This is a genomic window from Paraburkholderia jirisanensis (assembly GCF_054782355.1).
Genome location: NZ_BAAGSQ010000029.1, coordinates 459,735 through 481,674, shown reverse-complemented (window position 1 = coordinate 481,674; position 21,940 = coordinate 459,735). Strand labels below are relative to the sequence as shown.

Sequence of the window (21,940 nt, the reverse complement as noted above, 5' to 3'; positions counted from 1 at the left end):
TCGCCATCCCTCGCATCGGTGCGAACCTGCATTGAATCGACGCGCGCTTGCGCTACGCTGCTGATAGCGGCCTCACGCCGCGTTCAGGGTCGAAGCGATGCCGGTTCGCAATCTTCACCGCGATTCACGCGCAGCAGATAGCCGCCACGCGCTGCGGCGTCTCTTTCCGTCATGCGGCGCGAGTGCGGCACTCGCCGCCGCGCTGATCGCCGGCGCCTGCACCGTTACGCCACCGCAGCGCCCGCTCGCCACCGTGCCGCTCGCCGCGATCAACAGCGCGACGCTCGATCAATACCGCAGCGCAGTCGCGCAACGCATCGTCGAACGCAATCCGTCGTACGTGCTGCAGGGCTCGCTGCAAGCGATGCTGCGTTCGCTGGTCGTGGTGTCGTTCGTCGTCGACAGCCGTGGGCAGATCGTCGCGTCGTCGGTGTATCGCACCAACGGCGACGACGAAGCGGAAAGCACCGCGCTGGCCACGCTACGCCGCGCCGCGCCGCTGCCACAACCTCCGACGAAGCTGCTCGACCGCGCCGGCCATCTCGAACTGTTCGAAGACTGGCTGTTCAACGACAACGGCAAATTCCAGCTGCGCACTTTCGCGCCGCCGCAAGCACAGACCATCGACTAGCGCGGCGTGCCGCAGGAGGTTGCGGGTGCGCGCGAGGCAAGCGCGCGGCGTGCGGCACATGTTCGATGCGCATGCACACATTTGCCTTTAATGTAGGCACACGCCGGTCCCGATATAATTTGGCACTCTCTGCCGGATCGTTCCGGCACGGCTATCGGCGCCGGCTCATCCGCTCGCGCCGCATCGCCCTGGGCATGGCGTGCCGCGTGATCCGCGCGTTCGCTCCGTCCCGCCTGCATCGGGCCGCACCTTGCGCGCACCGGTGGCAGCGCTTGCAACAGGCCGCGCAGCAGCGGCATGCGCTCGCACCCGCCGCCGACTCATTGCCAACTCGCGTTGCCAATGCAACGTGTTTCAGCGCGCGCCTCGCGCGGCCCGCACGTCCAATAAACAGAGATGCACCGGCCAGCTGCGTCACCTTACGGCCTGCCTTGAGGCCACGCCACGCACGGTCGCATCGCGACACCAGGAGTTACGCATGTCTTCACCGCCGGTCTCTGCCGCCGACCCAACCCTCGGCCGACAACAAAGCAAAGCGCGCATCATCTTCGCGAGCTTCATCGGCACCGCGATCGAGTTCTACGATTTCTACGTGTACGCGACTGCCGCGGCACTGGTCATCGGGCCGGTCTTCTTTCCGCACAGCTCGACCACCGCGCAGGCGCTGTCTGCCTTCGTCACGTTCGGCATCGCGTTTATCGCGCGGCCGATCGGCTCGTTCCTGTTCGGCCATTTCGGCGACCGGATCGGCCGTAAATCGACGCTGGTCGCGTCGCTGCTGGTGATGGGCGTGTCCACTACGCTGATCGGCTTCGTGCCCGGCTACGACTCGATCGGCAGCCTCGCGCCGATCCTGCTGTGCGTGCTGCGCTTTGGCCAGGGCATCGGCCTTGGCGGCGAATGGGGCGGCGCCGCGCTGCTCGCCACCGAAAACGCGCCGCAAGGCAAACGCGGCTGGTTCGGCATGTTCCCGCAACTGGGACCGTCGGTCGGCTTTCTCGCATCCAATGGCCTGTTCTTCGGCCTCGCGCTGTCGCTATCGGATGAGCAGTTTCGCAGCTGGGGCTGGCGTGTGCCGTTCATCGTCAGCGCGGTGCTGGTCGCGCTCGGCTTGTACGTGCGGTTGAAAATCGCCGAAACGCCGGCGTTCCGCGCCGCCGTCGAACGCAAGGAACGCGTGCGCGTGCCGGTCGCAACCCTGCTCGCGCGCCACTGGTGGCCAACGCTGCTCGGCTCGCTGTCGATGGTGGTGTGCTACACGCTGTTCTATATCTCGAGCGTGTTCTCGCTGTCGTACGGCGTGTCGACGCTGCACTTCACGCGCCCGGGCTTTCTCGGCATGCTGTGCGTCGCGGTGGTGTTCATGGCGCTCGCCACGCCGTTGTCCGCGTGGGCTGCCGACCGCTTCGGCCGCAAGCCCGTGCTGATCGTCGGCATTCTGCTGGCGGTGCTGTCGGGCTTCACGATGGAACCGCTGCTCGGCAGCGGCTTCATGCCGTTCGTGCAGTTGTTCCTGATCATCGAACTGTTCCTGATGGGCATCACGTTCGCACCGATGGGCGCGCTGCTGCCGGAGCTGTTTCCGACCAACGTGCGCTATACCGGCGCAGGCGTCTCGTACAACCTGGGCGGGATTCTCGGTGCGTCGGTCGCGCCGTATATCGCGCAGGTGCTGGCCGCCAAAGGCGGGCTTGCATGGGTCGGCGGCTATGTGTCGGTGGCCGCGCTGGTGAGCCTCGTCGGCGTGCTGTGCATGCGCGAGACACGCGACTCGCATCTGATGTGAGCTGATGCACGCGATGCAACGCGCGGTGATGCGATCTGCTGCATTGAGTGAGCGCACATCGCACGTCGCGCATCGCATCATGAAGAAAAAACCCGGGCGCGGTACAGGTGCACACAGCGCCCGGGGCCACGCATCGCCGCTACGGCAAAGGTGAGGCCGCCTCCCTGACGATCCTCAGACTCTCCGTGCGGATGCGCTGCATCACCGGTAGTAGTAGTCGTGGTGGTGATAGCCGCCACCACCCTCCGGCACGATGATGCAGCCACCCAGCGTACTCGCCAGCAACGCACCGGTAATCAACGTCAGTATCAAGCGTTTCACATCGTTCTCCCGTCGAAATCCTGTTGTCATTCGAGTGCATCTCGAATGATTCCGATTGAACACGAACGCGCTCACGTGGACCGTTGCAATTTGTAAGCAGGCGTGGGGCATCTGTTACAGGCGAAGCACGCGGCGCGCTGCGCGCGGCACGGCATTGACGCGGCACACCGCCTGGGCTCGCGCCTGAGCGCATTGCGGCAGGTGTTTGAGGCACGCGTATGGCACCGTTCGAAGACCAATCAATAGCGACAGTTTTAACAAGCCTGTAATGCGCGCAAGCGGGCGCAGCACGCACGTATCGCGGCTGTTCATCGCCGGCATCGATTGAACTCGGCGCGTGCGCGCCGGTCTCTATAGACATTACGAGCGACTCAGGTCGCTCATTGCCACAGCAGCTTTCCTCTCCGTCCGCGCGTTGCGTGGGCGTTCAGAGGCGTAGCGGAACGAGGCCCGTCAACATGGGCGAACGCGCGCTACGCCTCTTTTTTCTTTTCTGTCTTGCTTGCATGACGCGCGAAGCACGCGCTGCGGCGCGCGCGGGATGAACCGGATCAGGCGGCAACCGGGCGGTTTTGTCCGCCTTGCCCATTGCCGCCATCCGGTGAGCCATGCACATAATCGATCGCGCGCAGCGCTTCTGCCACCGGCGGCACCGAATGCCCATCGCCGATCGACGTCGAACGGAACGGCGCTTCGTTGCCGAAGATGACCGGCGAGGTGGCGATGAAGATCATCACCGTGCGCTTGCCGAGCGCGTGCGCAAGATGCACGAAGCCGGTATCGACACCGATCACGAACGACGCCGCATCGATCAGCTGCGCAATCGCGGTCACGCCCAGTTGCGGCAGCACGCTGGACTGCGGCACCCGATCGACGATCTGCTGCGCCTCGGCGCGCTCGCTGGCCGAGCCCCACGGCAGCACCAGATGAAACCCGCGCCGGACGAGTTCGTTGCCGATCTCGGCCCAATACGCGACGGGCCACTTCTTGTCGTCTTTCGAGGTGGCGTGAAACAGCACCGCTAACGGCTTGCCGCCGGTCTCGACGACCGGCTGCGCGGGCGGCGGGATATGCATGTCATAGACGGCCGGCCCTTCGACCCGATAACCGAGCGCCAGCGCGACGGTATCGCGCATCCCTTGCCATGCATTCGCATCCGCGCGCAGCGCAAAGCGCCCGGTATAAGCGAACGCGGCGCCGCGTTCGCCGAGATCCCTCGCGCGATAACCGAGCCGCTGTTTCGAGCGCGTCAGAAACGCGATGATCGCGCTCTTGTAGACACCGTGGATATCGAGCACCACGTCGTAGCGGTACGCGCGCAATTCGGCGATCGACGCGCCGATCGCCTTGAAGTCCGACCAGCGCCGCGCTTTCTTGAAGCGCCGCAGCGGCGCGCACAGCACACGCCCGACGCTCAGGTTCCAGCGCGCCACTTCCGCAAAGGCCTCGTCGCACGCCCAATCGACCTCGACACCCGGGAATGCGCGTTTCAGGTCCGCAACGACCGGTTGCGCCTGGATCACGTCGCCCAGCGAGGTGACTTTGATGACAAGGATTCGCTTCATTGATAACCCGTAGTTCGCTCCGAGATTTGCCGCACGTCACTGGCGAGATCGACCCCGCTCGCTCAGCCTAACCATCGATTTTAGCCGACCCGCGCTGTGTGCCGCTGCTGCTGGCACACGCGAGGCAAACGGCACAACCCATGGTTGGCACGGCCGATAATTCGCGTGATTCTATTGCAAACGCTTTCCCGACCACACCACCGCTTACACGCCGTTATAATTCCCGCTTCGTCCACGTACGAGTGATGACGCTTCGTTATGTTTCGGACACCCACTCCGTTCTCCTCGAACGTTGTTAAGCAGGCCCGGCGCCTGTGGCGCCAGTTCGGCATCTTCTGGCTCGGCGCGATCGCGGTCGGCCTCGTCGCTGTGTATTACGCGCGCCTGATCGACTGGGGCTACAACACTTTTCTCGGGCTGCAGCGGCAACATCCGTGGCTGCCGCTGCTGCTGACGCCCGCGCTCGGCGCGCTCGCCGCCTGGCTCACGCGGCGCTTTTTTCGCGGCTCCGAAGGCAGCGGCATCCCGCAGGTGATCGCCACGCTGCACACGCGCACCGCGGATACCGGCAGCCGGTTGCTGAGCTTGCGCATCCTGGTCGGCAAGATTCTGGTGTCGTTTCTCGGCATTCTCGGCGGCTTCACGATCGGCCGCGAAGGGCCGACCGTGCAGGTCGGCGCTGCGCTGATGTTCAACCTGCGGCGCCTGTACCCGCGCTCGAATACGCTGATCGAACGCCAGCTGGTGCTGGCCGGTGCAGCAGCGGGCCTGTCGGCCGCCTTCAACACGCCGCTCGCCGGCATCGTATTCGCGATCGAAGAACTCACGCGCAGCTTCGAAGCGCGTGCGAGCGGCGTGCTGATCACCGCGATCATCATTGCGGGCGTGATCGCGCTCGGCCTGAACGGCAACTACACGTATTTCGGCACGATCGACGTCGGCGCGCATTTCCCGAATCTGCTCGCGCTCGCTGTGCTGCTGACCGGCGTCGTCACCGGTATCGCCGGCGGCATCTTCGGCTGGCTGCTGCTCAACACCGCGCGCTGGATGCCCGCGCCGGTGCGCAAGCTACATGCGGAGCATCCGGTCATCTTCGCCGCGCTGTGCGGGCTCGTGATCGCCGTCGTCGGTCTGATCTCCGGCGGCACGACCTTCGGCAGCGGCTATTCGGAAGCGCGCGGCTTGCTGGACGGACGCGAGCAGTTGTCGATGTTCTACCCATTGCTGAAAATGGTGTCGATGGTCGGTTCGTATCTGCCGGGCATTCCGGGCGGCATTTTCGCGCCATCTCTATCGATCGGCGCCGGCTTCGGCAACGTGCTGCATACGCTGTTCAGCGGCATGCAGCTGCAGATGCTGATCGCGCTGGCGATGGTCGGGTACATGGCGGCGGTCACGCAATCGCCGATCACGGCGTTCGTGATCGTCGTCGAAATGATCAATGGTCACGCGCTGGTGATCTCGCTGATGGCCACTGCGCTGATCTCGAGCAAGGTGTCGGGCTTCTTCGCGCCGCCGCTGTATGAATCGCTCGCGGCACGCTATATGGCGCCGTTGCCGGCGCCTGCGGATGCGGCGGAACATCCGGAGCCGGTCGCGGATCCAGTGCATGCCAATACAGCCGCGGATGCTTCCGCCGATGCTTCTGGCGACACGCCGCGCCAGCCATAAGAGAAGATCGACCCAGAGGCGCTGCACGCAGAAGCAGTCGCCCCGGTAGCGCCAGACCCGGGAACGATCAACGCCGCAGCGCCCCACCCCGCAGCACCACAAACCCGCCGCTCAATAGACGACGACCGTCGGCACATGCACGGTCCGCACGGGCACCACGATGCAGCCGGCCAGCGTCAGCGCCAGCAGCGCGGCCGCGATGAGCCTTGTTTTCATTGTGTGGATCCTGGAAGTACGGGAAAGCGCGCGTCAGACGCGACGAGCGAAAGCGTTGCAGCCAGGCGCGTGTGCAGCGCCGCAGGCACAGCACACACCGCACACGCGCCGGCCCGCATCAGGCCCAGTGGCCCTGCACCCAGCGCCAGTTCGGACCGTGCGCGACCCAATGGCCCGGCACCCAGTGATAACCGACCCGCTCGACCTGCCAGTGCCCCGGCACCCACACATAGTGGCCGCGCTGCCAGCGCCAATGGCCGTGATCCCACACGTAGCCGGCGCGTGCCGCGGGCACTGCTTCATAGCGGACCGGCGGCGGCGCGCTCAGCGCATCGACCACCAGCACTTGCGCGGCCGAGGCCGGAAACGACAGCGTGATGGCAGAGCCACCCGCGGCAAGCAATGCAAGACCGGCAACCCACGTGCGATATGACTTTTTCATAGACTCCTCTCCGAATAACCGCGTAACGCGCGGCGTTACGTCTTCAATGCGCGAGGCTACCTGTGCGCTGACACGCGGCGCATTACAAAGGGGTCGGAAGTGCAACGGTTTGTTTCGCAGGCAGGCGGCGCGCGGCGGCGGCAGCGCACCGGATGCACCGCACCACAAGCAGCAACGCCCCTGCAGGAGAGCCTCCGGCAGGGGCGTTGCAGGTTGCGTCTGCATCGGGCGCAGGGACGCCGCGACTCAACTTTGTTTCAATCGGCGGCTACGCTTTTCACCGGCAGCCAGCCAGGCAAGTCCGCGCCAATCGCGGAGCTTGTCACGCGCGTCAAGAATCTCACCACTCTCAAGACTCTCAGGAAGCGAATGCCCAGGCGCCGCCGCGACGCTCAGGCCTGCGGAATCTCGATCTTGACCTCGAGCACTTCGAGATCGTCGTGACGTTCGAGATTGACGCGGATATCGTTATCCCCGATCTTCACGTACTTCGAAATCACGGCCACCAGTTCGCGTTGCAACGCGGGCAGATAATCGGCGGGCGCACGTCCGCCGGCGCGTTCGTGCGCGATGATCAACTGCAGGCGTTCCCTCGCTACCGACGCGGATTTCTTCTTCTCGCCCAGCAAAAACGAAAGAATCGACATACGACGCCTCCCTTTACTTGGTGCCGAAGAGGCGCTGCAGCAGGCCCGGCTTCTGGTAATCGGTAAAGCGAAGCGACTTCTGCTCGCCGAGGAAGCGCGCCACGATATCCTTGTAGGCCTCCGCCACATCGGTACCGTCCAGGTGTACTGCGGGCACGCCCTGATTCGAAGCATGCAGCACGGCTTCCGATTCCGGAACCACGCCGATCAGCTCGATACGCAGGATTTCCTGGATGTCGGTCAGCGACAGCATTTCGCCTTCGCTAACCCGCTTCGGGTTATAACGTGTGATCAGCAGGTGTTCCTTGATCGGCTCCTTGCCTTCGATCGCGCGTTTGGTTTTCGACGACAGGATGCCGAGAATGCGGTCCGAGTCGCGCACCGACGACACTTCCGGGTTGGTCACGATCAGCGCTTCGTCGGCGAAGTGCATCGCAAGCAGCGCGCCCGATTCGATACCGGCCGGCGAATCGCAAACGATAAACTCGAAATCCATCGCGATCAGGTCGTTGATAATCTTCTCGACGCCTTCCATCGTCAGCGCATCTTTATCGCGCGTTTGCGAGGCCGGCAGGATGAACAGGTTCTCGCACTTCTTGTCTTTGATCAGGGCCTGGTTCAGATTGGCTTCGCCCTGAATGACGTTGATCAGGTCGTACACCACGCGGCGCTCGCAGCCCATGATCAGATCGAGATTGCGCAGGCCGACGTCGAAGTCGATCACGGCCGTCTTGCTGCCGCGCAATGCAAGTGCCGACGCAAAGCTCGCGCTGGTGGTCGTTTTGCCTACGCCACCTTTGCCCGAGGTCACCACAATGATTTTTGCCATTACCCTTTACCTTGTGTTCGTCAATTTCGTCAAATGAGTCCGGCGTCAATCTGGACGCGGCGCACACGGGAAACGTATTACGTGAGCCGCAGCGGTTCGAACCTCAGCTTTTCTTCATCAAGCCATACCTGCACCGGCTTGCCCTGCACGTCGCCCGGCAACGGGTTTTCGGTGGTGCGGTAAATGCCGGCGATCGAGATCAGTTCGGGCTCGAGACAGGTACAGAAAATACGCGCGTCGTGATTGCCGTGCACCCCGGCGAGCGCGCGGCCGCGCAGCGGTGCATAGATATGAATGTTGCCTTCCGCGATCACTTCCGCGCCGTGGCTCACGAGCCCGAGCACGACGAGGTCGCCCTTCGCGTAAATGCGCTGCCCGGAGCGCAGCGGCTTGTCGATCACCAGCGTTTGCGACGCGTTGCTGCGCTGCGGCTCGTCCGGCGCGCCCGCCGGCGGCTGGGCGGCGGCTTGCGCCACTGAGGCCGCAGCCACTGCATCCGCCGCGGAAGGCACGGCCACCACTTCATGCGCACTTTCTTCGCTGCTTGCCTTCGGGGCCACGCGGCGATCGCGTGCTTCGAGCAGCGGCAGGCCGCTTTCCGTCACCCAGCCCTGGCGCGCCACATCGGCAACCACGCCGAGCGGGCGCATGCGCACGCTGTCGAGCAACTGCGAGATTTCGGCGAGCGGCACGCGCTCGTTTTCGGCAAGACGCCGCACGTCGATCGCGACGACGTCGTTGGCGAAGAATTCGGGCGTCGCCTCGAAGCGCCGCGTCAGTTCGGCACGCATGGCTTCGAGGTCGGTGGTCTTGACCACGAACAGAAGCGTGTCGACCGCACCGCTGCGCAGTTCGAAAAATGGCGATTTCTTGGGCGACATAGCGTTCGGCGAAAAATTTTGCGTATTTTACAGGCGTCCTGGCGCGAGGCGAATTTTTTCGGCGATAAACGCCGCGCGATGTACGCAGCTTCCTCGCGAATGTGTCGCGCGCGGTGCAGTGACGCGCGGCGGCGCCCTGCAGTTGGCCGCTGCTTTTAAGCTGCTGCGTTAGCCGGCCGGCGGCGTCTGCAGTGGCACGTCGCGCACCAGCAGCGTTTCCCACTGATCTTTAGCGCGCGCAGTCGGCTGGTGGTCGCCGGTGGGACCGAAGCCGAGGCGCTCGTAGAAGCGCATTGCGTTGCGGTTGCTGTCGGCAATCCACGCGAACACTTCAGCAGCGCCGCCGTGCGCAAGCCATTCGCTCGCGGTGTTGACGAGCAGTTCGCCGCCGCGCAGATGACGCACGGCCGGCGCCACCCACAGCTCGCTGACGAACGCGCGACGCTGCGGACTATCGACGAAGCAGGCGTCGATCAAGCCGGCCGGATGGCCTTCGGTGTAAAGAATGAAAGTCGTGGAGGTGGTGGAAGCCGCGTTCAGCGCGGCTCTGGCGTCGAAGGTGGCCGCATCGGCGGACGCTTCTTCTTCGAGCGTGGCGCCGAATGCATATGGCGCTTCGCGCAGCGAGGCCATGCGAAGCTCCCGGAAAACCGCGCCCTGGTGGGCAGCGATGCGCCGAACGGTGAGTGACGGACTCATGCAGACGTTGATCTCCGGACCTGAATGCGTAAAACCTGGCGTGATACAGGACGCGAAGTGCGGTGTAAATCGCCGCGACGAAATACCACTATGTGCACATGCGGACTCGCCTGGCGCACGCAACCGTTGCGAACCGGCTCGAGCCGGCGCCCGTTGCTCCCAGCGGTGCCGGGTTGCTCCCCTATTCACGCCACGACATAGCCTAACCGAACCGGCGTACGAGTCAAATCCTTATTTTTTCGACAACCTCGCCCGTTTGCCCGCACGCCGTGCCAATGTGCAACGCCGCTGCAGCGCCGCACTTCGCGCGCTTACGGCGCCTCGTAGCGGCCGGTTCCGTCCGGCCACGGGGTCAGCAGTTCGTAGCCGTCTTCGGTGACGGCGAGCATATGCTCCCACTGCGCGGACAGCGAGCGGTCTTTGGTGACCACGGTCCAGCCATCGCGCATGACAACCGTCGCGGCGCGGCCCGCGTTGACCATCGGCTCGATCGTGAACACCATGCCCGGCTTCAGCCGCACGCCTTGGCCTGGCTGGCCGTAATGCAGCACCTGCGGGTCTTCGTGATAGACCTTGCCGATGCCGTGCCCGCAGTAGTCGCGCACGATCGAAAAGCCGTCGCGCTGCGCGACCTTCTGGATCGCGCTGCCGACGTCGCCGAGCGTCGCGCCCGGCTTCACCTGGCGGATACCGGCCAGCATCGCTTCGTAGGTGGTGTCGATCAGCTGCTGCGCGTTCGCGCTCGGCGCGCCGACCGTGTACATGCGGCTGGTATCGCCGAAGTAGCCATCCTTGATCACGGCGACGTCGATGTTGATGATGTCGCCATCCTTGAGCACTTCGTTGCGGTCCGGAATGCCGTGGCACACGACCGCGTTGACCGACGTGCAGACCGTCTTCGGAAAGCCCATGTAGCCGATGTTCGCGGCGATCGCCTGTTGCGTGTTGACGATGTAGTCGCGGCATATCGCGTCGAGATCGTCGGTCGACACGCCGGGCTTCACGTGTTCGCCGATCATCGCCAGCACGTCGGCGGCGAGGCGACCGGACACGCGCAGTTTCGCGATGTCCTCAGGAGTCTTGTAGGTAATGGCCATTGCAGGGAATCGGAACGGAGCGGCAGCGCGCGTGGGGCGCCGCCAGGTGATCGATCAGTCATTGTACAGAGTCTGCCCGCGGGGCATGGGCAGGGGGTACCGGCCGGGCGCGGCGCGTCACGAATCGCAGCGCCATCAACAGCAGCGGCGTAGTCAGCATCGACAGCACGACCGCCAGCGACACGATCGACGACGCACGCGGCTCGACCACCCGCGCGGCGGCCGCCGAGGCCATCACGACGAATGCGAACTCGCCGCCTTGCGACAGCAGCAGCGCGAACTGCGCCCGCTGTCCACGCGGCACGCCGCAGCGCCGGGCGAGCAAGCCAAGCGCGGCGGCCTTCAACCCGACCACCGCGACCAGTACGATCAGCACGCGGTGCGTCTCGCGCAGCAGCACCGAAAAGTCGATCGACATGCCGACCGCGATAAAGAACAGCCCGAGCAGCAAGCCCTTGAACGGCGCGATATCGGTTTCGATCTGCTGCCGATGGCCTGAATCGGCCAGCAGCACGCCGGCCAGAAACGCACCGAGCGACATCGACAGATGCACGCCGCGAAACAGCAGCGCCACGCCGATCACCCACAGCAGCGCGAACGCGGTGAAGATCTCCGGCGCGCCGCTGCGCGCCACGATATGCAGCGCGCGGCGCAGCAACAGACGCCCGCCCAGCACGACCAGCGCCAGCATCGCCAGCGCCTCCCCCGCCGCGCGCCACTGGGCCGCCGCGCTCGCGCCGCTGTCGAGCGGGCTCAACAGCGGCAGCAGCGCGACCAGCGGAATCGCCGCGAGATCCTGGAACAGCAGGATGCCGAACGCGGCCTCGCCCAACGGTGTGTCCATTTGCCCGCGCTGCTGCAATTCGGACACGGCCATCGCTGTCGACGACAGCGCCAGCGCGAGCCCAGCCGTCAACGCGACGCGCAACGGCACCCCGAATGCCGCGAAAATCGCCGTCAGCAGCGCGGCGCACAGCGCCATCTGCATGCCGCCGTAACCGAAGATGGTCCGGCGCAGCGCCCACAGCCGCGCCACCTGCATCTCGAGGCCGATCACGAACATCATCAGCACGATGCCGAGCTCGGAGAAATGCAGGATCGAATCGACGTGCGTGACGAGCCGCAGCACTGACGGGCCGATCAGCACGCCAGCCAGCAGATAGCCGAGCACGGAACCGAAACCGAGGCGGATCGACAACGGCACGACGACGAGCGCGGCGCCGAGAAACAGCACGATCTGGGTGAGCAGGTCTTTCATCGGGACGGCATGATCCGCTGCCCCTCAGGCCGGCAATGCGCCGCGGATCGCCGCGGCAATATCGCGACTCACCCGGGCAAGCGCACGGCTTTGCGCGGCGACCAGCGGCGCGTCGCCGGCGCCGCTCACCGGCTCGCGCACGACGCTGCGGCCGGCGATCGGTGACGGCTTGCCCGGCACGCGCACGACCCACTGCGCATCGATCGTCACGGCTTCGCCCGGCAGCGCATCGAAGCGCACGACATCGACCCGCACGCGGCAGGTCTCCGGCACGAGCGCCGCCTGCCCCGGCACCGACACGCGCGCCGCGCCGAGCAGCAGCTCGAGATTCGCGGCGAGCGTGCGCGCCACGCCGCTCTTGAGCGGCTCGCCCCAGCGCGCGAACTCGTTCACGGCGACTTCGTTGTCGGACACCCGCGTGACGAGTTGCGGCCGGTCGAGCAACTCCGGCACCGTGACCGGCCCGACCAGCACGGTAATCGGCAGTGCCGCGCCGGTGCGCTCGAGCGATGCGTCGGGGCTCAGCGTGTAAAACGCCGCGCCGGGCGAACTGCAACCGCCCAACGCGATCAGCGCCGTCACGAGCAGCGCCGGCAACAGCGCCACACATCGCGCGCGATGCGGCGTCAAAAACCGCGTGGCCGCGGGCGCGGTTCGCGCGGCGGCGATGGCCGAACGCTTCATTTTCCGTCCCCCGCTTTACCCCGGAGCAGAGCCTCCGGATGCCGTTCCAGATAATCGGCCAAAGAACGCAGCGAGGCCGCCGTACGCGACAGTTCGCGCAGCGTGTCTGCCGTGTCCTGCTGCAGCTGCGAATCGGGCTGCAATGCGCTGTTGGCCGAATCGAGCGTCGTGCGCGCCGCGCCAAGCGTGTCGCGCGCCTGCGGCACCAGCTCGTTGTTGAAGTTCTGCAGCAGCGTGTCGGCGCGCTTCAACGTCTGCTGCGCGTTGTTGCCGATCGCCTCGAACGGAATCTTGTTCATCCGTGCGATCAGGGCGGTCACCGATTCCTGCAGCGACTGCAGGCCGCTCGACACGGTCGGCAGCTCGGGCGGATTGCGGGTCCAGTTCACCGTTGCTTTCGGCGCGTTGGGGAAAAAGTCGACTGCGACGTACAGCTGCCCGGTGAGCAGGCTGCCGGTCTTCAACTGCCCGCGCAGGCCGCGCGACACCAGCAGGTCGGCGGCTTCCTGCGGCGTGCGCATCAGCCGGCCGCCACGCGGCTCGTTTTCGTAGCGCGACGTAAAGCGCTCCGGATAGATGCGCGCCTCGACCGGAATGCTGAACTGCTTCGTAACCGGATCGAAGCGGGTGTGAATCGCCGTGACTTCGCCGATCGGAATGCCGCGGAACTCGACCGGCGCGCCGACCACCAGCCCGCGCACCGACTCCTTGAAGTCGAACACAAAGGTCTCGACGAGCCGGTCGTGCACCTTCATCGCGTTGGCGCGGTCGGCAAACAGCTCGAAGTTCGTGCGCGCCGCGGCGGGTACTTCGTCGGGCGAATCGGCCGGCGTCTCGAACGCGAGGCCACCGACGAGGATCGACACCAGCGACTGCGTGTTGACCTTCACGCCCTCGGTACTGAGCGCGACGTCGATGCCGCTCGCGTGCCAGAAGCGCGTGTCGCTGGTCACGTACTTGTCGTACGGCGCGTTGATAAACACGCGCAGCGTGATACCCCGGCCATTCGCATCGAGTTCGAAGGCCGTCACCTGGCCGACCTGCAGACGGCGGAAATAGATCGGCGAGCCGACGTCGACCGAACCGAGGTCGCGGCTCTTCAGCACGAATTCGCGGCCCGGCACGTCGCTCGCGAACACCGGCGGCGTCTCGAGACCGGTGTAGTCGCGCCGCTCCCGTTTGGTCTTGCCGATGTCCATGCCGATATACGCGCCCGACAGCAACGTGCCGATGCCCGACACGGTGCCGCCCGACACGCGCGGCCGCACCACCCAGAAGCGCGTATCGTCGACCAGCATGTTGTTCACGCCGTGCGTCAGCTCGGCGGTCGCCACCACGCGTTTGTAGTCTTCCGACAGCACCACGGACTTCACCACGCCGATATCGACGTCCTTGAACTTGATCTTGGTCTTGCCCGCTTCGAGGCCCTCGCCGCTGCCGAAGCTGATGGTGATCGTCGGACCTTGCTGCAGGATCGCCTGCGCGGCGAGCCACACGCCGATCAGCACGGCAATCACCGGCACCAGCCAGATCCATTGCAGACGCCAGCGCGAGCGCGGCACGGCGACCGCGTCCGGCAAGTCGGAGCGCCCGGGGGGCGGGTTTTCAGGCGGTCTGGCCATGGCCTTGCCTTGTGTCCCAGATGAGCCGCGGGTCGAACGACAGTGCGGCCAGCATCGTCAATACCACCACCGCGCCGAACGCGATCGCGGCCGGACCGGCGCTGATCGTGGCGAGCGCATTGAACTGCACGAGGGCAGTGAGAATCGCGATCACGTAGATATCGAGCATCGACCAGCGGCCGATCAGCTCGACTAGCCGGTAGATGCGCGCGCGTTGTTGCGGCTGCCATGTCGAGCGCAATTGCGCCGAGGCGACCAGAAAGCCGATCGCGAGAATCTTCAGCATCGGCACCGCGATGCTCGCGACGAACACCAGCACCGCGAGCGGCCAGGAGCCGGAGCTCCACAGGTAGACCACGCCGCTCATGATGGTGTCTTTCTGCGCACCGAACAGCGAACTGGTGTTCATCACCGGCAACAGGTTCGCGGGCAGATACAGCACCACCGCCGCCAGTAAAAAGGCCCACGTGCGCGCGAGGCTGTTCGGCTTGCGCAGATGCAGACGGCTGCCGCAGCGCGCGCAGCGCTGGTCGTGAGCGCCGGGCGTGTGGGACGCGCGTGACAACGGTTCCGACATCAGCCCGCAGTCGTGGCACACGCAGCGGCCGCAGGCGGCTGCCGTGTACGCGGGAAACCCCGCCGCCGGATGCGGAAGAACCGGCGCCGCGACATCGGGCGGCCCGCCGAGACGCATCCACAGATCGCGCGGATCGAAGGCGGTGGCCGCGGCGGCGATCAACAGCATCAACACGCCGAACGACCACAGCGCGACCTCGGGCACGACGCTCGCGATATGCGCGAGCTTCACCAGCGCGACCAGCAGGCCCAGAATCAGCACCTCGGTCATGCCCCACGAACGCGCGACGTGCAGCATGCGAAACACCAGATCGGCCCGATACGGACGCCGCCCGAACTGCAGCGGCGCGAGCAGCCAGACGATCGCCAGCACCTGCAATGCAGGCATCAGAAACGTCGTGATGAAGATCAGCCCGGCGAGCGGCCACATGCCGTCGCGATACAGCACGCGTACCGAGCCGAGCAGCGTGGTTTCGACCAGATCGCCGTTCACCGCGAGGCCGACGATCGGAAACGCATTGGCCAGCACGAACAGCACCAGCGCCGCGCTGGCAAACGCGAGCGGACGCTCGAAGCCACCGGTATGGCGCCGGTACAGCGACGCGCGGCAACGGCAGCAGCGCAGCACGCCATTGCGCGGCAGCGGCTGTTCGCGTTGTAGCAGATCGCATTCGCGGCACGCAATGACACCCGCCTGCGCTGCGGTGTCGGCTTGCGCGCCACGGGCGGCGGTCATTTGACACTCTCCGCCGCGCCGCTGTCGGGTGTGCCCGGCGCCGCGTCGCTACGCGACGACTGCTGCGTCGTCATCTTTTCCGCCTCGATCACCCAGCCGCCGCCGATCGCCTTGTACAGCGACACGTACGAGCTCAACACGCCCTGGTGGGTGCGCGTCTCGTCGAGCTCGGCGTTGAACAGGCTGCGCTCCGCATCGAGTACTTCGATGTAGCTGGTATAGCCGCCCTCGTAACGCAGCCGCGCCATCTTCGAGTAGGTGCGCAGCGCTTCGACCTGACGCCCCTGGATCACCAGCTGCTCGCGCAGCTTCTGCGACGAGATCAGCGCGTCGTCGACTTCCTGGAATGCCGTCTGGATCGCCTTCTGATACGAAAACAGCGCCTGTTGCTGCTGCGCTTCAGCCTGTCTGACCTGGCCCGTGATGTTGCCGCCGGTGAAGATCGGCTGCGTGATCGCGCCGGCGAAGGCCCAGATCTTCGATGGGCCGGTGAACAGGTTCGAGATCTGGCCGCTCTCGGTGCCGAGAAAGCTGGTCAGCGAAATCGACGGAAAGTACAGCGCGCGCGCCGCGCCGATCAGCGCGTTGGCGGCAACCATCTGCTGCTCGGCCTGACGCAGATCGGGGCGCCGCTCGAGCAGCTCGGACGGCAGGCCGGCCGGCACCTGTGGCATGCCGAGCCCGTCGAGGTCGCGGCCGTTGCGCAGGATCGGTTCGGGGTTGTGGCCGAGTAACACCGACAACGCGTCTTCCTGCTGCGCGATCTGCGCTTCGAGCTGCGGAATCGTCGCCGCCGATGCTTCGTATTCGGACTGGCTTTGCGCCAGCTCCATTTGCGACACCTCGCCACCCTTGAAACGGAGGTCGAATACGTGCACCGATTCCGCGCGGCTCGAGGTGGTCGCCTTGGCGATTTCGAGCTGGCGGTCGAGGCTCAGCAGCGTGATGTACGACGAAGCCACCGATGCCACCAGCGACAGGATCGTCGCGCGGCGCCCTTCTTCGGTCGCCAGCAGGTTCGCGCGTGCCGACTCGGTCAGCCGGCGGTTGCGGCCGAACAGATCGATTTCCCACGATGCATTCACCGACGCCTGGTAGTCGCTGAAGATCGCGCCCTGACCCGGCAGCACCGGCGTCGGTCCGGCCTGCGTGATACGTTCGCGGCCGGCGTTGAAGCCCGCGCCGATCTGCGGCAGCAGGGCCGAACGCGTGCTCCAGAACTGGCCGAGAAACTGGTCGACGCGGGCCGCGGCCACCTTCACGTCCTTGTTTTCGGCGAGCGCGGTGGCGATCAGCTGGTTCAGCACCGGATCGTTGAACTGCTGCCACCATTGGGTATTCGCGGTGTCGGCCACTTCGCTTTCCTGGAAGCGGTAGGTGGCCGGCGTGTCGACGGTCGGGCGCTGGTAGTTCGGGCCGAGCAGACAACCGCTCAGACCGGCCGCGAGCGCCACCGCGGCGCCAACTGTACGAAGCGTGTGCGAGCGGGCCATGTCATTCACCCTCGCGACGTGCGGACGGCGTGGGCTTCGGGCCGGACGGCGCGGATAGCGTCGCGCCGCCAGCCGCCGGGGTCGACGGTGTCGTCGAGGCCGACGGAGTCGACGGCGCCGCCGCATCCTTCGACTCACGCGCCGCAGCCGGCGCGCCGCTGCCCGGCACAGGCGTCTGCGGTCCCGGCGGCGTACCGCCATCCGCGCCACCGCCGGCCGCACCGGGCGCCTTCTTGCTGCGGCGCTTGTCCGACATCGTCTCCAGCACGTAGAAGAACATCGGGATAAAGAACACCGCGATCGCCGTCGCGCCGAGCATCCCGCCGATCACGCCGGTGCCGATCGAATGCCGGCTGTTGGCCGACGCACCGGTCGCGATCGCGAGCGGTACGCAACCGAGAATGAACGCGAGCGAGGTCATCACGATCGGCCGCAGCCGCTCCTCGGCTGCGCCCATGGCGGCGTCGTAAATGGACTTGCCGTTCTGTCGGTTCAGCACCGCAAACTCGAAGATCAGAATCGCGTTCTTCGCCGCGAGCGCGACCAGCATCGTCAAACCGATCTGGAAGTACACGTCGTTGTTCAGGCCGCGCAGCAAGACCGCCAGCAGCGCGCCGAAAATCGCGAACGGCACCGCCATCAACACACCGAACGGCAGGTTCCACTTCTCGTACTGCGCGGCGAGGATCAGGAACACCATCACGAGGCCGAATACGAACACTAGCCCCGAGGTGCCGCCCGACTGCTTCGCTTCGAAGGCTTCGCCGCTCCACGCGAGCCCGTAGCCGTCCGGCATCTGCGCGCCGATTTCCTCGAGCGCGGTGATCACCTGGCCGGAGCTGTACCCCGGCGCGGCATTGGTGGTCACCTTGACGGCCGGATAGTTGTTGAAGCGTGTCACGAGATCGGGGCCTGTCACGTACTTGTAGGTCACCACCGATTTCAACGGCACCATGCTGCCTGACTTGCTGCGCACGAACACCTGGGTGAGGTCTTCAGGCTTCAGGCGATAGCTCGGCTCGGCCTGCAGAATGACCTGCCACAGGCGGCTGTTGCGGTTGAACTGCGACACGTACAGCGAACCGAACATCGTCTGCATCGCGCTGTACACCGATTCGACCGGCACCCCGAGCGTCTCCGCCTTGTCGCGGTCGACGTTCACCAGCATCTGCTGCGACGACGCATTGAAGGTGGACGTCACGCCGGTCAGCTCCGGCCTCTTCTTCGCCTTCTCGACGAACTCCTCGATCACGGTCGCGTATTGCGCGACCGTCGCGTCGCCCTTGCTCTGAATCCACACCTCGGTGCCGCCGGTGGTGCCGAGGCCCGGAATCGCCGGCGGATTGAGCGGCAGGATAATGCCCTCCTTTACCTGCGACAGCGTCTTGTACGCTTTCTCGATCACCGCGCGCGCGTTCTCGGTGCGGATGTTCGCCGACGAATAACGGTCTTCGAAACTCTTGAAGCCGACGAAGAAGGTCGACGAATTGTTCTTGGTCTGGCTGTCGAGCAGGCTGTAGCCGTCCACCGTGGTGATGCTGTCTACGGCCGGCTGCTTCATGAAGTAGTCGGTGACGTGCTGCGACACTTCACCGGTGCGGTCGAGGCTGGCCGCGTCCGGCATGATCACCGCGCCGAGCAGATAGCCCTGGTCTTCGGGCGGCAGGAACGCGGTCGGCACCGCACGCATCATGAACACGGCCAGCACGATCATGCCGACGAACAGCAGCAGACCGATCGCAAAGCGTTTGATGATCAGCCGCACGGCACGCGTATAGCCCGCCGTCATCCGTGCGAACTGGTTGTCGAACCAGCGGAAAAAGCCGCGCTTTTCGTGATGACCGGGTTTGAGCAGCAGCGACGCCAGCGCCGGCGACAGCGTCAACGCGACGACCCCCGAGATCACCACCGAGATCGCAATCGTGATGGCGAACTGCTTGTACATCTGGCCGGTAATGCCGCCGAGAAACGCCACCGGCACGAACACCGCGCATAGCACCAGCACGATCGCCACCACCGGCCCGGCCACTTCGTCCATCGCCTGCTTCGCCGCGGTTTTCGGATCGAGCTTGTGGACCGTCATGTTGCGCTCGACGTTTTCGATCACGACGATCGCATCGTCCACCACAATGCCGATGGCCAGCACCATGCCGAACAGCGTCAGCATGTTGATCGAGAAACCGAGCGCGGCCATGCCCATGAACGTGCCGACGATCGACACCGGCACCGCCAGCACCGGGATCAGCGTCGCGCGCAGGTTCTGCAGGAACACGAACACGACGATCACCACCAGGATCACCGCCTCGAAGAACGTATGCACCACGTCCGAAATCGACGCACGCGTGAACTCGGTCGTGTCCAGCGATATCTTGTAATCGATCCCTTCGGGGAACGTTTTCTTCATGTCCGCGAGCGTCGCGCGTACCTGCTTCGATACGTCGAGCGCGTTCGCGCCCGGCTGCTGATACACCGCGATCACCGTGGCCGGCTTGCCCTGGAAGCTGCTGCGGATCGAATAGTCTTTCTGGCCCAGTTCGGCGCGGCCGATGTCTTTCAGCCGCACGATCGCGGCGCCGCCGCTTTCCGCGCGGATGATGATGTTCTCGAACTCCGCAGGCTCGGTGAGCCGCCCGGTGGTGGTCACCGCGAACGACTGCTCGACCGCAGCGCCGGTGGGCGACTGGCCAAGCCGCCCGACCGCGTATTGCTGGTTCTGGTTGGCCACCGCGGTCTGCACGTCCGATGCGGTGATGCCGAGTTGCGCCATCCGGTCGGGCCGCAGCCAGATGCGCATTGCGTAGTCGGGCGTGCCGAAGATGCTCGACTGGTTCGCGCCCGGAATGCGCTTTAACGCATCGAGCACATAGATATTCGCGAAATTGGCGATATAGGTGCCGTCGTAGCGCTCGGTCGGCGAATAGATCGCGATCACCATCATGAACGCCGACGACTTCTTCTGCACCGATACGCCCTGCGCCTGTACCGACTGCGGCAATTGCGGCAGCGCCAGGTTCACGCGATTCTGCACGTCGACCTGCGCGAGTTCCGGGTTGGTGCCGATCTCGAAGTACGCGTTGACCGTCAGGTTGCCGGTGGACGAGCTCGCCGAGCTCATGTAGATCATGTTGTCCGCGCCGTTCACCTGCTGCTCGATCGGCGCGGCGACGTTGTTGGCCACCACGTTCGCGTCGGCGCCAGGATAGGTTGCGGTGACCGTGATTTGCGGCGGCGTGATGTCCGGGTATTGCGCGATCGGCAGCGACAGCATCGTCAGCGCGCCGCCGAGCGTAATGATGATGGAAATGACCGACGCGAAGATCGGCCGGTCGATACAGAAGTGGGAGATATTCATCGGCGCGGCTCGCTTATTGGATCATGCCGTTGCCGGAGTCGCGCAGCGCGACGCGTATTGGGTGTGCTTCGTGTACCTCTGGCGCGTCCTGTGCGGCATATGCCGCGCGCACCTGGCGCCACTCGGGCGCGCGCGCCGCATTCGGCGCACTGGCGGCCTCCGGCGCGCTCGCCGGCGCTTGCGCGGCCGGCGCACTGGCGGGCGCCTGCGGTGCGCCCGGCGCAGCCGGTGCGGCGCTCACCACCTTGATCTGCGACTCCGCCGTGACGCGAATCGCGCCATCCACCACGACCCTTTCGCCAGCGCGCAGGCCTTGCGTGACGAACCAGTCGTCGCCATGCCACTCGCCCACCTCGACCACCCGCTGATGCGGTTTCGAGTCGCCATCGATCACCCACACGAAGTGGCTCTTCGAGCCCTGCAGCACCGCGCGCTGCGGCACCAGAATCGCATTCGGCCGGACCGCGCCGGACACCTTCGCGCGCACGAACTGCCCGGGGCGCAGCGTGCCCTTCGGATTGGCGAACACCGCACGCACGAGGAAGGTGCCGGTTTCGGAACTGAACGCCGGGTTGGTGAAATCGATGCGGCCTTGCTCCGGATAGATCGAACCGTCCGCCTGGATCACCGTGACGTCGAACTGGTTGTTCGGCGGAAAGCGCAGCGAGCCCTTCGCGATCTGCTCGCGATAGCGCAGCAACTCGTTCTCGGAGATGCTGAAGTTCACCCACATCGGATCGAGCTGATACACGTAGGTCAGCAAACCGCCCTGGGTCGGCGTCACATAGCTGCCTTCCTGCTGGCGCGCGAAGCTGGAGAGCCCCATCAGCGGCGAGCGGATGGTCGTATAGCTCAGATTGAGCTCCGCGGTTTGCACCTGGCCTTTCGCGGCAATGACCGAGGCCTCGGCTTCCTTTTCGTTGCCGATCGCATCGTCGAGGTCTTTCTTGCTCAATGCGTTCTGCGCAGCGAGCGGCACCACCCGCGCGAGATTGGCCTTCGTGACGGTGAGCCGCGCCTGCTGCTGCGCGAGCTCGCCCCTGGCGGTCTGCAGCGCCGCTTCGAAAGGCTTGCGGTCCATGATGAACATGACCTGGCCTTCCTTGACGAGCGAGCCTTCGGTGTACATGCGCTTGTCGAGAAAACCGTCGACGCGCGCACGGATTTCGACTTCGCGCGAACTCTGCGTCTGCGCAGTGAATTCGAAATCGACCGGAGTTTCTTTCTGTGTGACGGTGACCACCGTCACCTCGACGGGCGGCCGCGCCTGTTCGGCGGGTGGCTTCTTGCAGCCCCCTAAACCTAAAGTACCTAGCGCGGCCAGCGCGACGGCGCCCAGCGGCAGCCACGCGCGTGCGTGAATACACCGCCCGCGTTGCACGGCGCGCGCGACACAGGCGCTACGCCCAAACGACCGATTCATTGTTAACTCCG

18 protein-coding genes are annotated in these 21,940 nt (G+C 65.3%); 3 read left to right on the top strand and 15 right to left on the bottom strand.

Annotated elements, in window-relative coordinates; genetic code table 11:
• Positions 1–97: 97 nt before the first annotated feature.
• Positions 98–631 carry an energy transducer TonB family protein gene (locus ACYVNQ_RS27815; RefSeq protein WP_460906913.1) on the top strand — a complete coding sequence of 178 codons (534 nt, stop codon included), beginning with the start codon at positions 98–100 and terminating at the stop codon, positions 629–631.
• A 478-nt stretch (positions 632–1,109) separates the two neighbouring features.
• Positions 1,110–2,417 carry an MFS transporter gene (locus ACYVNQ_RS27810; protein WP_460906911.1) on the top strand — a complete coding sequence of 436 codons (1,308 nt, stop codon included), beginning with the start codon at positions 1,110–1,112 and terminating at the stop codon, positions 2,415–2,417.
• A 435-nt stretch (positions 2,418–2,852) separates the two neighbouring features.
• Here the strand turns inward: ACYVNQ_RS27810 and ACYVNQ_RS27805 are convergent, their stop codons facing one another.
• Entirely contained in the window at positions 2,853–3,050 is a 198-nt protein-coding gene (locus ACYVNQ_RS27805; RefSeq protein ID WP_460906909.1) for a hypothetical protein, read from the bottom strand.
• Positions 3,051–3,289: 239 nt separating this feature from the next.
• Positions 3,290–4,303 carry a lipopolysaccharide heptosyltransferase I gene (gene waaC / locus ACYVNQ_RS27800; protein ID WP_460906907.1) on the bottom strand — a complete coding sequence of 338 codons (1,014 nt, stop codon included), beginning with the start codon at positions 4,301–4,303 and terminating at the stop codon, positions 3,290–3,292.
• Positions 4,304–4,561: 258 nt separating this feature from the next.
• Here waaC and ACYVNQ_RS27795 point away from each other — a divergent pair, with 258 nt between their 5' ends.
• Positions 4,562–5,974: a chloride channel protein gene (locus ACYVNQ_RS27795; protein ID WP_460906905.1), complete on the top strand. Its 1,413-nt coding sequence runs from the start codon at positions 4,562–4,564 to the stop codon at positions 5,972–5,974.
• 334 nt (positions 5,975–6,308) lie between these two features.
• Here the strand turns inward: ACYVNQ_RS27795 and ACYVNQ_RS27790 are convergent, their stop codons facing one another.
• From ACYVNQ_RS27790 to ACYVNQ_RS27730, 13 genes are all read right to left on the bottom strand, one after another.
• A complete protein-coding gene (locus ACYVNQ_RS27790) occupies positions 6,309–6,632 on the bottom strand; it encodes a YXWGXW repeat-containing protein (RefSeq protein WP_460906903.1) in 324 nt (107 codons plus the stop codon).
• Between the two features lie 392 nt (positions 6,633–7,024).
• Complete coding sequence (gene minE, locus ACYVNQ_RS27785; protein ID WP_460906901.1) at positions 7,025–7,279, bottom strand: cell division topological specificity factor MinE; 255 nt, start codon at positions 7,277–7,279, stop codon at positions 7,025–7,027.
• A 13-nt stretch (positions 7,280–7,292) separates the two neighbouring features.
• Positions 7,293–8,108, bottom strand: coding sequence for a septum site-determining protein MinD (gene minD, locus ACYVNQ_RS27780; protein ID WP_460906899.1), 816 nt, complete (start codon positions 8,106–8,108; stop codon positions 7,293–7,295).
• Positions 8,109–8,185: 77 nt separating this feature from the next.
• On the bottom strand, positions 8,186–8,989 hold the full coding sequence (gene minC, locus ACYVNQ_RS27775) for a septum site-determining protein MinC (RefSeq protein WP_460906897.1): 804 nt from the start codon (positions 8,987–8,989) through the stop codon (positions 8,186–8,188).
• A 168-nt stretch (positions 8,990–9,157) separates the two neighbouring features.
• Positions 9,158–9,688 carry a GNAT family N-acetyltransferase gene (locus ACYVNQ_RS27770; RefSeq protein WP_460906895.1) on the bottom strand — a complete coding sequence of 177 codons (531 nt, stop codon included), beginning with the start codon at positions 9,686–9,688 and terminating at the stop codon, positions 9,158–9,160.
• A 311-nt stretch (positions 9,689–9,999) separates the two neighbouring features.
• Positions 10,000–10,785: a type I methionyl aminopeptidase gene (map, locus tag ACYVNQ_RS27765; protein ID WP_460906893.1), complete on the bottom strand. Its 786-nt coding sequence runs from the start codon at positions 10,783–10,785 to the stop codon at positions 10,000–10,002.
• 58 nt (positions 10,786–10,843) lie between these two features.
• Positions 10,844–12,043, bottom strand: a complete 1,200-nt coding sequence (locus tag ACYVNQ_RS27760; protein WP_460906891.1) for a monovalent cation:proton antiporter-2 (CPA2) family protein — start codon at positions 12,041–12,043, stop codon at positions 10,844–10,846.
• 24 nt (positions 12,044–12,067) lie between these two features.
• Positions 12,068–12,727 (bottom strand): PqiC family protein, encoded by a 660-nt coding sequence (locus ACYVNQ_RS27755; RefSeq protein ID WP_460906889.1) that lies wholly within the window; start codon positions 12,725–12,727, stop codon positions 12,068–12,070.
• Positions 12,724–14,349 (bottom strand): PqiB family protein, encoded by a 1,626-nt coding sequence (locus tag ACYVNQ_RS27750; protein WP_460906887.1) that lies wholly within the window; start codon positions 14,347–14,349, stop codon positions 12,724–12,726. Before ACYVNQ_RS27750 ends, ACYVNQ_RS27755 begins: the two co-directional genes overlap by 4 nt.
• Positions 14,333–15,661, bottom strand: a complete 1,329-nt coding sequence (locus ACYVNQ_RS27745) for a paraquat-inducible protein A (protein ID WP_460906885.1) — start codon at positions 15,659–15,661, stop codon at positions 14,333–14,335. Before ACYVNQ_RS27745 ends, ACYVNQ_RS27750 begins: the two co-directional genes overlap by 17 nt.
• Positions 15,658–17,154: an efflux transporter outer membrane subunit gene (locus ACYVNQ_RS27740; RefSeq protein WP_460906883.1), complete on the bottom strand. Its 1,497-nt coding sequence runs from the start codon at positions 17,152–17,154 to the stop codon at positions 15,658–15,660. Before ACYVNQ_RS27740 ends, ACYVNQ_RS27745 begins: the two co-directional genes overlap by 4 nt.
• 1 nt (position 17,155) lies before the next feature.
• Positions 17,156–20,506, bottom strand: coding sequence for an efflux RND transporter permease subunit (locus ACYVNQ_RS27735; RefSeq protein WP_460906881.1), 3,351 nt, complete (start codon positions 20,504–20,506; stop codon positions 17,156–17,158).
• Between the two features lie 13 nt (positions 20,507–20,519).
• Positions 20,520–21,929: an efflux RND transporter periplasmic adaptor subunit gene (locus ACYVNQ_RS27730; protein WP_460906879.1), complete on the bottom strand. Its 1,410-nt coding sequence runs from the start codon at positions 21,927–21,929 to the stop codon at positions 20,520–20,522.
• Positions 21,930–21,940 lie beyond the last annotated feature (11 nt).

What these genes read in the sequence shown, in the direction of transcription:
- ACYVNQ_RS27770 (WP_460906895.1), bottom strand. Translation starts at nt 9,688, where the DNA reads ATGAGTCCGTCACTCACCGTTCGGCGCATCGCTGCCCACCAGGGCGCG.
- waaC (WP_460906907.1), bottom strand. Translation starts at nt 4,303, where the DNA reads ATGAAGCGAATCCTTGTCATCAAAGTCACCTCGCTGGGCGACGTGATC.
- ACYVNQ_RS27745 (WP_460906885.1), bottom strand. Translation starts at nt 15,661, where the DNA reads ATGACCGCCGCCCGTGGCGCGCAAGCCGACACCGCAGCGCAGGCGGGT.
- ACYVNQ_RS27795 (WP_460906905.1), top strand. Translation starts at nt 4,562, where the DNA reads ATGTTTCGGACACCCACTCCGTTCTCCTCGAACGTTGTTAAGCAGGCC.
- minD (WP_460906899.1), bottom strand. Translation starts at nt 8,108, where the DNA reads ATGGCAAAAATCATTGTGGTGACCTCGGGCAAAGGTGGCGTAGGCAAA.
- minC (WP_460906897.1), bottom strand. Translation starts at nt 8,989, where the DNA reads ATGTCGCCCAAGAAATCGCCATTTTTCGAACTGCGCAGCGGTGCGGTC.
- ACYVNQ_RS27740 (WP_460906883.1), bottom strand. Translation starts at nt 17,154, where the DNA reads ATGGCCCGCTCGCACACGCTTCGTACAGTTGGCGCCGCGGTGGCGCTC.
- ACYVNQ_RS27755 (WP_460906889.1), bottom strand. Translation starts at nt 12,727, where the DNA reads ATGAAGCGTTCGGCCATCGCCGCCGCGCGAACCGCGCCCGCGGCCACG.
- ACYVNQ_RS27750 (WP_460906887.1), bottom strand. Translation starts at nt 14,349, where the DNA reads ATGGCCAGACCGCCTGAAAACCCGCCCCCCGGGCGCTCCGACTTGCCG.
- ACYVNQ_RS27810 (WP_460906911.1), top strand. Translation starts at nt 1,110, where the DNA reads ATGTCTTCACCGCCGGTCTCTGCCGCCGACCCAACCCTCGGCCGACAA.
- ACYVNQ_RS27730 (WP_460906879.1), bottom strand. Translation starts at nt 21,929, where the DNA reads ATGAATCGGTCGTTTGGGCGTAGCGCCTGTGTCGCGCGCGCCGTGCAA.
- ACYVNQ_RS27805 (WP_460906909.1), bottom strand. Translation starts at nt 3,050, where the DNA reads ATGAACAGCCGCGATACGTGCGTGCTGCGCCCGCTTGCGCGCATTACA.
- ACYVNQ_RS27790 (WP_460906903.1), bottom strand. Translation starts at nt 6,632, where the DNA reads ATGAAAAAGTCATATCGCACGTGGGTTGCCGGTCTTGCATTGCTTGCC.
- map (WP_460906893.1), bottom strand. Translation starts at nt 10,785, where the DNA reads ATGGCCATTACCTACAAGACTCCTGAGGACATCGCGAAACTGCGCGTG.
- ACYVNQ_RS27735 (WP_460906881.1), bottom strand. Translation starts at nt 20,506, where the DNA reads ATGAATATCTCCCACTTCTGTATCGACCGGCCGATCTTCGCGTCGGTC.
- ACYVNQ_RS27815 (WP_460906913.1), top strand. Translation starts at nt 98, where the DNA reads ATGCCGGTTCGCAATCTTCACCGCGATTCACGCGCAGCAGATAGCCGC.
- minE (WP_460906901.1), bottom strand. Translation starts at nt 7,279, where the DNA reads ATGTCGATTCTTTCGTTTTTGCTGGGCGAGAAGAAGAAATCCGCGTCG.
- ACYVNQ_RS27760 (WP_460906891.1), bottom strand. Translation starts at nt 12,043, where the DNA reads ATGAAAGACCTGCTCACCCAGATCGTGCTGTTTCTCGGCGCCGCGCTC.